The sequence below is a fragment of the Rhodococcus sp. P4_C10 genome (assembly GCF_056402135.1).
Genome location: NZ_JBFUHZ010000001.1, coordinates 77,547 through 89,584, shown reverse-complemented (window position 1 = coordinate 89,584; position 12,038 = coordinate 77,547). Strand labels below are relative to the sequence as shown.

Below are 12,038 nucleotides of genomic sequence, written 5' to 3'. Positions count from 1 at the left end.
GGGAAAATCCAATGCAGGCTTGGACCGACGAGTTCGACGTGGTGGTGGTGGGGTCCGGCGGCGGCGCCCTGACCGGTGCATACGCAGCGGCGTCACAGGGGCTGCGCACCGTGGTGCTGGAGAAGACCGACCTGTACGGCGGCACCTCCTCGTACTCCGGCGCCTCCATCTGGCTGCCGGGCACTCAGGTCCAGGAGCGCGCGTCCCTGCCCGACTCCACCGAGAACGCCCGCACCTACCTCCGTTCCCTGCTCGGCGACGCCGAGGCGGCGCGGCAGGACGCCTACGTCGACACCGCCCCCGCCGTCGTCGCGCTGCTCGAGCAGGACCCGAACATCGAGTTCGAGTTCCGGGCCTTTCCCGACTACTACAAGGCCGACGGCCGGATGGACACCGGCCGCTCGATCAACCCGCTCGACCTCGACCCGGCCACCATCGGCGACCTCGCCGACCAGGTGCGTCCCGAGCTGGACCAGGACCGCACCGGGCAGGGCCACGCACCCGGCCCGATGATCGGTGGACGGGCCCTGATCGGACGCCTGCTCGCCGCCGTGGTGGGCACCGGGAACGCCGTGCTGCGCACCGGTGTCCGGGTCACCGGCCTCGTCGTCGAGGACGGTCGCGTGGTCGGCGTCGAGGCGGAGAGCAACGGCGAGAAGCTGCGCATCGGCGGCAGCCACGGCGTGCTGATGGCCGCCGGCGGCATCGAGGGCAACGCCGAGGTGCGCGAGCAGTCCGGCACCCCCGGCAAGGCGGCCTGGAGCATGGGTCCGTTCGGCGCCAACACCGGCGAGGCGATCGCGGCCGGCGTCGCGGCCGGCGGCGCCACCGCGCTGCTGGACCAGGCCTGGTTCTGCCCCGGCGTCGAGCAGCCGGACGGCTCGGCCGCGTTCCTGGTCGGCATCCGCGGCGGCATCGTGGTCGACGCGACCGGCGAGCGCTACCTGAACGAGTCGCTGCCCTACGACCAGTTCGGCCGGGCCATGCACGCACGCAACACCACCGGCGATGCCGTCCCGTCGTGGATGATCTTCGACTCGCGCGAGGGTGGCGGGCTTCCCGGCATCAGCATCCCGAACACCGCGCCCGCGACGCACCTCGAGGCCGGCACCTGGGTGCAGGCGGACACCCTCGAGGAACTCGCCGCCAAGACGGGGCTGCCCGCGGACGCGCTGCGCGCCAGCGTCGAGCAGTTCAACGGCTTCGCCAAGACCGGCGTCGACGAGCAGTTCCACCGCGGCGAGGACCCCTACGACGCGTTCTTCTGCCCGCCCAACGGCGGCCCGAATGCGGCCCTGACGGCGATCGAGAACGGCCCGTTCTACGCGGCGCGGATCGTGCTCAGCGACCTCGGCACCAAGGGTGGCCTGGTCACCGACGTCGACGCCCGGGTGCTGCGCGCCGACGGCACCGTCGTCGAGGGCCTCTACGCGGCCGGCAACACCAGCGCCTCGCTCAGCGGCGCCTTCTACCCCGGCCCCGGCGTCCCGCTGGGCACCGCGATGGTGTTCTCCTACCGCGCGGCGCAGCACATGGCACGCTGACCACCTGAGCGGAACACGACGACGGCCCCGCCCGACCGAGAGGTCGGACGGGGCCGTGGCCGTCCGGTTCAGACTGTCCGTTCGACGACCAACTCGGCGCCGGTCGATTCCTGCACCTGCTCGACCGTCACGCCGGGCGCGAGCTCACGCAGCACCAGTTTCTCGCCCTCGACGTCGATCACGGCCAGATTCGTGATGATCCGCTGCACCACGCCCTTGCCGGTCAACGGCAACGTGCACTCGTCCACGATCTTGGCGCCGCCGTCCCGGTCGGTGTGTTCCATGACCACGATGACCCTCCGGGCACCGTGCACCAGGTCCATCGCGCCGCCCATGCCCTTGACCATCTTGCCCGGCACCATCCAGTTGGCGAGGTCGCCGTTCCGCGAGACCTGCATGCCCCCGAGAACCGCGGTGTCGATGTGCCCACCGCGAATCATCCCGAACGACAACGCCGAATCGAAGAACGCCGCACCGGGATTCACCGTGACGGTCTCCTTGCCCGCGTTGATCAGGTCCGGGTCGACCTTGTCCTCCGCCGGGTACGGACCGGTGCCGAGGATCCCGTTCTCCGAGTGCAGAACCACCTTCACACCGTCGGGGAGGTAGTTGGGGACCAGGGTCGGCAGCCCGATCCCCAGGTTCACGTACTCGCCGTCGATCATCTCGGCCGCGGCGCGCGCGGCCATCTGCTCCCGTGACCAGCTCATGCCGACACCGTCCGCTTCTCGATTCGCTTGTCCTGCAGACCCGTCTGCACCACGCGCTGGACGAACACACCCGGCAGGTGCACCTGCGCGGGATCGAGTTCACCCGGCTCGACCAGCCTCTCGACCTGGGCGATGGTGACCCGGCCGGCCATCGCGGCCAGCGGGTTGAAGTTCATCGCGGTCTTGTTGAACACCAGATTGCCCTCGGTGTCGCCGATCTCGGCGTGCACCAGCGCGTAGTCCGCGACGATCGACTCCTCGAGCACGAAGGTCTTGCCGCCGAACTCCCGCGTCTCCTTCGCCGGCGACGCGATCGCGACCGAACCGTCGGCGTGGTAACGCCACGGCAGCCCGCCCTCGGACACCGGGGTGCCGACGCCGGCCGGGGTGAAGAACGCGGGGATCCCCGCGCCGCCGGCCCGCAGCCGCTCGGCGAGCGTGCCCTGCGGCGTCAACTCCACCTCCAGCTCACCGGAGAGGTACTGACGGGCGAACTCCTTGTTCTCGCCGACGTACGACGCCGTCACCCGGCGGATCTGACGCGCGGACAAGAGAATTCCCAGACCGAAGTCGTCGACGCCACAGTTGTTGGAGAACACCTCGAGCCCGGACACACCACGCTCGGCGAGCCCGTCGATCAGCGCGTTCGGGATTCCGCACAGGCCGAACCCGCCGACGGCCAGCGAGGCACCGTCCTGAACGTCCGCGACGGCCTCGGCCGCGCTCGCGTAGACCTTGCTCATCGGGCACCGTCCGTCACGGCCGGGAGGATTCGGGCTCGGACCTCGCCGAAACCGATGCGGGAGCCGTCGGCGCCGGGGGCGGTCGCGGAGATCGAGACCTCGTCCCCGTCCTCGAGGAAGGTGCGCTGCTCGTCACCGACGGCGACGGGTTCGGCCCCGCCCCAGGTCAGTTCGATGAACGCGCCTCGCTGATCCTTCTCCGGACCCGAGATGGTGCCGGACCCGAACAGGTCGCCCGTGCTGGCGGCGGCACCGTTAACGGTGGTGTGCGCCAGCATCTGCGCGGGCGACCAGTACATCTGGGCGTAGGGCGGACGGGACACGACGTCGCCGTTCCACTCGACCTCGAGATCGATGTCCAGGCCCCACTTCTCATCGCCCTGCAGGTACGGCAGCGGCGTCGGATCCTGGACCGGGGTGTCGACGCGGGCGGCCTCGAGCGCCAGCAGCGGAACGACCCACGGGGAGATGGACGTCGCGAAGCTCTTGCCCAGGTTCGGGCCCAGCGGGACGTACTCCCACACCTGGATGTCGCGGGCCGTCCAGTCGTTGAGGATCACGGCGCCGAAGCAGTGCTCGGCGAACTGGTCCGGGGTGATCGAGGAACCCAGCGGCGAACCCACACCGACGATGAAGCCCATCTCGGCCTCGATGTCGAGGCGGATCGACGGACCGAACGACGGCGCGGCATCGGCGGGAGCCTTGCGCTGACCGCACGGCCGCACGATGTCGGTGCCGGAGACGATGACGGTGCTGGAGCGGCCGTGGTAGCCGACCGGCAGGTGCTTCCAGTTCGGCATCAGTGCAGCCGAATCCGGGCGGAACAGCTTGCCGAGATTGGTCGCGTGGTTCTCCGACGCGTAGAAGTCGACGTAGTCGGCGACCGCGATCGGCAGGTGCATCGTGACGTCGCCGATCCCGAAGACCGCATCGTCGGCGATCTCGCCGGCCACCAGTTCGGTGATCTGCGCGCGGACCGCGACCCAGCGCTCGCGGCCCTGGGCCATGAAGGCGTTGAGGGTCGGCTGCGCGAACACGTCGTCGCCGAGGGCCCTCGCGAGGTCGACGACGCTGTCGCCCACCCGGACACCCACCCGTGGGCCGGAATCCGCCGTCGAGAACACGCCGTACGGCAGGTTTGCGACGCCGAAGAGCGATTCGTCGGAGATCGAGATGACTGTCATGCGATGGATCCTTCGTCGAGGGTCGTGGAAACAGTGGCGGGCACCAGCCCGAGGTCGACCAGTTCGGTCAGCGGGTCGCCGATGCTGCAGGTGCCGATTGACAGGAAGCACGCGCGCAGCGTGTCCACCGCCTCGGCGGGCAGGGCCGCCAGTTCGGCGGCCAGGCGGGCCCCGTCCCTGTCGGCGAGCGTCGCGGCGATCTCCTCGACACCCACCCCGACGGCGGCCCGATGGGTGGCCAGCATGACGTTGAGGAAACCGTGCTGCTCGAATCCCGTGTCCGGGTCCGTGTTCCGGACCGCGTGGTGCAGTCCGGCGGTCGCCTTGAACCGCACGCCCGATCCGGCGACGGCCGAGATGGCGGCGGCCAGTTCAGCCTCGTCCGGGTAGGCGGCGGAGACGACGCCGCCGGTGCGGAACTTCGCCGCGTACGGCGTGCCGACCAGGCCGGCAAGAATTTCGGCCCGACGGTCGTCCCGCGGCACCTCGACAAAGAGGTCCACACCCGTTGCTGCCGTGGCGATCTCGTCGAGCGCAGCGAACAGGTCCGCCGTGGCCTGCCCCTCCGGCACGGCGATCTCCATGGCGACCAGCGTCGCGCCGTCGATGGCGCGCAGCTTCTCGAGCGCCGCCGGAACGGCGTCGGTGCCGCCGGGCACGGTCAGGCTCAGCTCGAGCTCGCCGGCCTGCGACGCGACGATCGCGGGCAGCTCATCCAGCCGCGGCGCCGGAAACACGAACGGCCCCACCAACGCAGCGTGGTCACTGCACAGGTGGGCGAGGTGCGCGGGCACCGCGGCGTCCATCGGCGCATTCCCGGGGGGAAACAGCGCCGCGTCGTCACACAGGCCCTTCAGCAGAGGAGAAATGGTCACTTGCCGGGCCCCCGTCCTGACCAGGACCACGCGTAGGCGTCGTCCTCGCAGGCCAGCGCGCCCTCCCCCAGTTCGAGCGGACGGAAGGTGTCGACCATGACCGCAAGCTCGTCGAAGAACTCGACGCCGATGCTGCGCTCGTACGCGCCCGGCTGCGGGCCGTGCGCGTGACCGCCCGGGTGGATCGAGATCGAGCCCTGGCCGATGCCCGAGCCCTTGCGGGCCTCGTAGTCGCCGCCGACGTAGAACATGATCTCGTCGGAGTCCACGTTGGAGTGGTAGTACGGCACCGGGATCGACAGCGGGTGGTAGTCGACCTTGCGCGGCACGAAGTTGCAGATGACGAAGTTGTCGCCCTCGAACGCCTGATGCGCCGGCGGCGGCTGGTGCACGCGACCGGTGATGGGCTCGTAGTCGGAGATGTTGAACGTGTACGGGTACAGGCAGCCGTCCCAGCCGACGACGTCGAACGGGTGCGTCGGGTAGACCATCCGGGTGCCGACGATGCCCCGGGAGGTGCGGTGCTTGACCAGGACCTCCACGTCGCTGCCCTCGGCCAGCAGGGGCGCCGCGGGGCCGTGCAGGTCACGCTCGCAGAACGGCGCGTTCTCGAGCAGCTGACCGAACCGGGAGAGGTACCGCTTGGGCGGCACGATGTGGCTGTTCGCCTCGATGGCGTAGGCACGCAGGGCCTTCTCGCCCTTGGGGATCCACCGGTGGGTGGTGGCCCGCGGGATCAGGACGTAGTCACCCTCGCGGGCCTCGAGCACGCCGAAGACGGTCTCGACGGTCGCCTCACCGGATTCGACGTAGACCATCTCGTCGCCGATCGAGTTGCGGTAGAGCGGCGACTCCTTCGCCGCGACCACGTACGACAGGCGCACGTCCGCGTTGCCGAGGATCAGCCGGCGACCGGTCACGACATCGGTCTCGGCCCAGGTCTCCTCGGGGAAGAGGTCGTGGAGCTTGAGGTGACGCGGCTTGAGCGGGTGGTTCGGGGTGGTGCTCTGGTCCCGCAGTTCCCACACCGTCGCGTCGACGATGGCCGACGGAATCTCGCGGTGGTAAAGCAGCGAGGAGTCCGAGGAGAAGCCCTCCTCCCCCATCAGCTCCTCGAAGTAGAGGGCTCCTGCGTCGTCCCGGTGCTGGGTGTGACGCTTCGGCGGAACATTGCCGAGCTGCCGATAGAACGCCATGGCCGGCCTCCTGTGTCGTCGTTCCCCGGTCGAACCGAGGTGGGTGGTCGTCACGTCGGCGGAGCCGCGACGCGAGCGGTGCCCGCCGGTCTCAGGGCGAGCGACGCTCGCAGATTCCCACCGAAGTTAGTAAACAGATTAACTAATTCGCCGGCATGGGCGCAACCATCGGACCGATCCAGTTTTCGGAAGACGACCGGACGCGGGCGCCGGGCCGGGAAGCGTCAGTTCCGTCCGCGGACGTCGAACTGGCTGCGGTTGGTGATCAACTTGTCCAGCAGCATCACGAGAATGTGCTGCTCAGCCTCGGTGAGCACGCTCGCCCACGCGTACTCGCGCTCGTTGTGCTCCCGGTAGGTCTCGGCCATCTCGCGCCGGCCCTTGTCGGTGAGGGACAGCTGCACCGATCGACCGTCCCGCTCGTCCGGCGCCCGGTCCAGCAGACCGCTCGCGACCAGCGACTTCGTCAGGTTCGAGACGGCAGCGCGACTCATCCCAGTGAGGCCGGCCGCGGTCTTGGACTCGATCGGACCCGCCAGCCAGGTCACGAACAACAGCCGGAACGCGGACCATGACAACCCCCTGGGCCGGTGCACCGAGGACTCCAGGTCGTAGGTGACCACGTTCGCGGCGCGATTGAGGGTGAGCAGGACCTGCGTCGCAAGCTGGTGACTGGACCCGTACTCGGTGCTCAGCCGCTGGTTGGCGAGGTCAATGAACGACCAGAAGTCGAGCGGGCCGGGCGCGGCCTCGGCCGGCTCCCGGGCCTCCGTCGCGCCGTCCTGGTCCCTCGTCATACTTCGCCCCTGGTCATCCGTCCACACTCTCGCGGCCACCCTATCGCGGCACGCCCCCCGGCCCGCACGGCTCGTGCGGCGTCCGGGAGGTCGTCCCGTCGCACAAATTTAGTATATCTCTGAACTAGTTTCGCCCGGGTGGCGCCGGCGTCCGCGAGTCACCTACCGGCCCGGCCCTGCGCGCGGCACAGACTGTGCCGCAAGGGGTTATTCACCCGGGCTACTGTCTGCACACAGGACTTGCCCTCGAATTCCGTCTCGACAACGAGCGCGGACGAAACCCCCGACAGGATGAACATGAGCACCCTGCAGACCCTCGATCGTGGGCTGCGCGCGCTCGACATCGTCGCCCAGGCGCCCGCCGGAATCTCGGTCGCGGACCTGGCGAAGGAGCTCGACGTGCATCGGGCGATCTGCTATCGGATCGTCGCCACCCTGGAGGCGCATGCACTCGTCACCCGCGCCGAAGACGGCCGCATTCGGCTCGGGGTGGGTGCCGCGGTGCTCGCCTCCCGCTTCGAGCCGCACTTCGCCCGCGACGCCGCACCGCTGCTCCGCGCACTCGCGAACGAGACGCGGGCGACCGCCTTCGTCTCCGTCGCAGAAGCCGCGGACTGCGTGGTCATCATGGTCGCCGAACCCGAGGGCACCCTGCTGAAGGTCGGCTACCGCGTCGGCAGCCGGCATCCCCTCGACCAGGGCGCCGCGGGAATCGCGATCCTTGCGATGCGGCCCGAACAGCCCCGCGACTCGGACGCCGTGCGGCAGGCCCGTGCCGACGGCTTCAGCCTCACCCGCGGCCAGATCGAACACGGCGCGGTGGGTATCGCGGCCGGAATCGCGCTGCCCGCCGACCTCGCCGCCACCGCGGGGTTCGAACGCAGCGTGGGCGTCGTCGCGATCGACGGCCTCGACACCGACCAGGCCGCCGCGGCCGTGCAGCGGACCGCGCGGCGACTCGCGGTACTGGTGGCCGTCTGATCCCGACCGCCTGAACCGACACGACCGCAGGCCGGCGCCCCACTGGGGACGTCGGCCTTCTTCGTCTTCCGCGCACGCCCTCGCCCTGCACACAGGGAGTCGCGGACCAGCCCGTTCAGGCCGCTGAGCGGGGCCGCCTTGACCCCGAATGTGACCGCGCTTACTCTGTGCGAAGTTCGCTCACCGATACACGATGTGCGCTATTAGTAACTTCGCAGTACAAGACAGTTCGGAGAAGTCAAAATCATGAGCGTGTGCCCGATCGACCACACCGCCCTGCAGAACATGGGGTGCCCGGTTTCCGCGAATGCCGCCGCCTTCGACCCGTTCGAGGGCCCGTACCAGGTGGACCCCGCCGCGTCGCTGCGCTGGTCGCGCGACGAGGAGCCGGTGTTCTTCAGCCCCGAAACCGGCTACTGGGTGGTCACCCGGTACGAGGACGTCAAGGCCGTGTTCCGCGACAACATCCTGTTCTCGCCGTCGATCGCGCTCGAGAAGATCACCCCGGTCTCCGCCGAGGCGACGGCGACGCTCGCGAAGTACGACTACGCGATGTCACGCACCCTCGTGAACGAGGACGAGCCCGCGCACATGCCGCGCCGGCGGGTGCTGATGGACCCGTTCACGCCCACGGAACTCGTCCACCACGAGCCGATGGTGCGACGCCTCACCCGCGAGTACGTGGACCGCTTCGTCGAGACCGGCCGCGCCGACCTGGTCGACGAGATGCTCTGGGAGGTCCCCCTCACCGTCGCCCTGCACTTCCTCGGGGTGCCCGAGGAGGACATGGACGAGCTGCGCAAGTACTCGATCGCGCACACCGTCAACACATGGGGCCGGCCCGCACCCGAGGAGCAGGTCGCGGTCGCCGAGGCGGTCGGCAAGTTTTGGCAGTACGCCGGCCAGGTGCTCGAGAAGATGCGCAAGGACCCGTCTGTCCACGGCTGGATGCCGTTCGGCATCCGTATGCAGCAGGAGCAGCCGGACGTCGTCACCGACTCCTACCTGCACTCGATGATGATGGCGGGAATCGTTGCGGCACATGAGACCACGGCGAATGCGTCGGCCAACGCCTTCCGCCTGCTGCTCGAGAACCGCGGCGTGTGGGAGGAGATCTGCGCCGATCCGAGCCTGATCCCCAACGCCGTCGAGGAGTGCCTGCGCCATTCTGGTTCGGTCGCGGCGTGGCGCCGTCTGGTCACCGCCGACACCACGATCGGCGGGATCGGCATCCCCGAGGGCTCGAAGCTGCTGATCGTCACGTCGTCCGCGAACCACGACGAACGGCACTTCGACAACGGCGACGACTTCGACATCCGCCGCGAGAACTCCAGCGACCACCTCACTTTCGGTTACGGAAGCCACCAGTGCCTGGGTAAGAACCTTGCCCGCATGGAGATGCAGATCTTCCTCGAGGAGTTCACCAAGCGTCTGCCGCACATGGAGATCGTGCCGAACCAGGAGTTCACCTACCTGCCCAACACCTCGTTCCGTGGACCGGACCACGTTCTGGTGCAATGGGATCCGGCGAAGAACCCGGAGCGCACCGATCCGTCGATCCTCGACAACCGCCAGCCGGTCAAGATCGGCGAACCGTCCAAGAACAACCTCTCCCGGACCGTCACCGTCGACGCGATCACCCCGGCCGCCGACGGCGTCGTGCGCGTGACCCTGTCGGATCCGTCGGGCAAGGCGCTGCCGAAGTGGACCCCTGGTTCGCACATCGACGTCGACCTCGGCGACCTGTCCCGGCAGTACTCGCTGTGCGGCGACCCGAACGACCTGTCCACGTACGAGATCGCGGTCCTCGAGGAGCCCGAGAGCCGCGGCGGTTCGCGCTACGTGCACCGCACCCTCGAGGCCGGCCACACCCTGAGGATGCGCGGTCCGCGCAACCACTTCAAGCTCGATCCCGACGCCGAGCGTTACCTGTTCATCGCCGGCGGCATCGGCGTCACACCGATCACCGCGATGGCCGACCACGCGAAGGCCGCCGGTCGGGACTACGAGATCCATTACTGCGGACGCGATGTCGCGACGATGGCACTGCTCGACCGGCTGACCGCCGACCACGGCGACCGTCTCACCGTGCACGCGAGCGCCTCCGGCAACCGCCTCGACATCCCGGCCCTGCTCGCGACGCCGGTGGACGGCACCCAGATCTACTCGTGCGGGCCCGAACGCCTGCTGTCCGCCCTCGAGGAGGCCTGCGCGCACTGGCCCGAGGACTCGCTGCATGTCGAGCACTTCACCTCAAATCTCGCGACCCTGGACCCGGCCAACGAGCACTCCTTCGAGGTGGAGCTCCGCGACTCGGGCCTGACCATCCAGGTCGCTGCCGACCAGACGGTGCTCGACGCCCTGCGGGCGTCGAACATCGACATCCAGAGCGACTGCGAGGAGGGACTGTGCGGATCGTGCGAAGCCCCCGTCCTCGACGGCGAGGTGGATCACCGCGACATGGTGCTCACCAAAACCGAACGGGCTCAGAACAAGTCGATGATGACCTGCTGCTCCCGCGCGTGTGGCACAAAGGTCACCCTCGCGCTCTGACCCACCTCCCCTCCTCTTCAGCACCCGAAAGGATCCGTCATGGGATCACCGACCGTCATCGAGCCCGCTGTGCCCCCGGGCTCGCCTGTGAGTGACCAGCCGTCCAAGTCCAGCTTCAAGCGCGTCCTCACCGGCAGCATGGCCGGCGCCGTGCTCGAGTGGTATGACTTCGCCATCTACGGCATTCTCGCCGCGACAGTCCTCGGCCCGCTGTTCTTCCCCGGCGAGGACGGCATCACGAAGCTGCTGCTGGCGCTGGCCACCCAGGGCCTGGGCTTCGTCGCACGCCCGCTGGGCGGCGTCGTCTTCGGCCATCTCGGCGACAAGTACGGCCGCAAGCCGATGCTCGTCACGACGTTCATCTTGCTGGGCACCGCGACCGCCGCCATCGGCCTGCTGCCGACCTACGACCAGATCGGCATCTGGGCCACGGTCCTTCTCGTCGTGCTGCGCATGATCCAGGGCTTCGCGCTCGGCGGCGAGTTCGGTGCCGCGGTGCTGCTGGTCAGCGAGTACGGCGAACCGAAGAGGCGCGGCTTCTGGGCGTCGTGGCCGCAGGCCGGCGCGCCGATGGGCACGGTCCTCGCGACCGTCGTCGTCTCGGTCCTCGCGTTCTTCCTCGCCGACGACGCGTTCGACCAGTGGGGCTGGCGCGTCGCCTTCCTGTTCGCGATCCCGCTGCTGATCGTCGGCTTCTGGGTGCGCCGCGGCGTGGAGGAGTCGCCGGTCTTCAAGGCCGCGCAGGAGCAGGCCGCCAGGGCCCCGCAGACCGAGGAACGTTCCAGCATCCTCGAGGCGCTGCGCCGCCCGCGGGCCGTCCTGATCGGCCTCGGCATGCGCCTGGGCGAGAACATCGCGTTCTACGTCTACACCGTGTTCGTGATCGCCTACGCCACCACGTATTTCGACTTCCATCGTGGCGACGTCATCATGGCCGTCACGTTCGCCTCCCTGTTCCAGTTCGTCGGCATGATCGGCGGCGGCGCGTGGTCCGACCGGGTGGGCCGCCGGACCGCGATGCTGGTCCCCGCGGTCATCCTCGTGGTGTGGGCACCGGTTTTCTTCTGGCTGGTCCAGCTCGAGAGCCTGCCAATGCTGTGGCTGGGTGTGTGCGTGGGTGCGTTCTTCCACGGCATGCTCGCCGGCCCCGAGGCCGCCTGGATCACGGAACTGTTCCCGACCCGCTACCGCTACGCCGGTTCGTCGCTGGTGTTCCAGGGCTCGTCGATCATCGCCGGTGCCCCCGCGCCGTTCATCGCGGTCTGGCTGATCGACAACTACGGCGTCGGTATGGTGGTCGGATACCTGGTGGTCACGATGTCGATCACGGTGATCGCGCTGCTCTTCAGCCGCGAGACCAAGGGCGTGGACCTCGACGAGGTCCAGTAACCGCGCCGGTTCGTTCGGCAGGACCTGAGCATCCGGGCCCCGGCCCCGCTCCTCACGAGGGACGGG

The 12,038-nt window shown here is 69.1% G+C and carries 10 protein-coding genes; 4 read left to right on the top strand and 6 right to left on the bottom strand.

Annotated elements, in window-relative coordinates:
* Window positions 1-11 precede the first annotated feature (11 nt).
* Window positions 12-1,544 carry an FAD-dependent oxidoreductase gene (locus AC1DWC_RS00400; RefSeq protein WP_477905147.1) on the top strand — a complete coding sequence of 511 codons (1,533 nt, stop codon included), beginning with the start codon at window positions 12-14 and terminating at the stop codon, window positions 1,542-1,544.
* 68 nt (window positions 1,545-1,612) lie between these two features.
* On the opposite strand, the gene AC1DWC_RS00395 is transcribed toward AC1DWC_RS00400, so the two are convergent.
* The 6 genes from AC1DWC_RS00395 to AC1DWC_RS00370 form a co-directional block, all read right to left on the bottom strand.
* Window positions 1,613-2,254, bottom strand: a complete 642-nt coding sequence (locus AC1DWC_RS00395; protein WP_477905145.1) for a CoA transferase subunit B — start codon at window positions 2,252-2,254, stop codon at window positions 1,613-1,615.
* Window positions 2,251-2,997 (bottom strand): CoA transferase subunit A, encoded by a 747-nt coding sequence (locus AC1DWC_RS00390; RefSeq protein WP_477905143.1) that lies wholly within the window; start codon window positions 2,995-2,997, stop codon window positions 2,251-2,253. The genes AC1DWC_RS00395 and AC1DWC_RS00390 overlap by 4 nt, the downstream gene beginning before the upstream one ends.
* Window positions 2,994-4,181, bottom strand: coding sequence for a fumarylacetoacetase (gene fahA / locus AC1DWC_RS00385; RefSeq protein ID WP_477905141.1), 1,188 nt, complete (start codon window positions 4,179-4,181; stop codon window positions 2,994-2,996). Before fahA ends, AC1DWC_RS00390 begins: the two co-directional genes overlap by 4 nt.
* Window positions 4,178-5,056 (bottom strand): hypothetical protein, encoded by an 879-nt coding sequence (locus AC1DWC_RS00380; protein WP_477905139.1) that lies wholly within the window; start codon window positions 5,054-5,056, stop codon window positions 4,178-4,180. Before AC1DWC_RS00380 ends, fahA begins: the two co-directional genes overlap by 4 nt.
* A complete protein-coding gene (locus AC1DWC_RS00375; protein ID WP_477905137.1) occupies window positions 5,053-6,252 on the bottom strand; it encodes a homogentisate 1,2-dioxygenase in 1,200 nt (399 codons plus the stop codon). The genes AC1DWC_RS00380 and AC1DWC_RS00375 overlap by 4 nt, the downstream gene beginning before the upstream one ends.
* 224 nt (window positions 6,253-6,476) lie before the next feature.
* Window positions 6,477-7,049 carry a MarR family winged helix-turn-helix transcriptional regulator gene (locus AC1DWC_RS00370; RefSeq protein ID WP_477905135.1) on the bottom strand — a complete coding sequence of 191 codons (573 nt, stop codon included), beginning with the start codon at window positions 7,047-7,049 and terminating at the stop codon, window positions 6,477-6,479.
* Window positions 7,050-7,346: 297 nt separating this feature from the next.
* Between AC1DWC_RS00370 and AC1DWC_RS00365 the strand changes: the two genes are divergently transcribed.
* The 3 genes from AC1DWC_RS00365 (at window position 7,347) to AC1DWC_RS00355 (ending at window position 11,972) form a co-directional block, all read left to right on the top strand.
* Window positions 7,347-8,030 (top strand): IclR family transcriptional regulator, encoded by a 684-nt coding sequence (locus tag AC1DWC_RS00365; protein WP_477905133.1) that lies wholly within the window; start codon window positions 7,347-7,349, stop codon window positions 8,028-8,030.
* A gap of 246 nt (window positions 8,031-8,276) precedes the next feature.
* Window positions 8,277-10,583: a cytochrome P450 gene (locus tag AC1DWC_RS00360; RefSeq protein WP_477905131.1), complete on the top strand. Its 2,307-nt coding sequence runs from the start codon at window positions 8,277-8,279 to the stop codon at window positions 10,581-10,583.
* Window positions 10,584-10,622: 39 nt separating this feature from the next.
* Entirely contained in the window at window positions 10,623-11,972 is a 1,350-nt protein-coding gene (locus AC1DWC_RS00355; RefSeq protein WP_477905129.1) for an MFS transporter, read from the top strand.
* The last annotated feature ends 66 nt before the right edge of the window (window positions 11,973-12,038 follow it).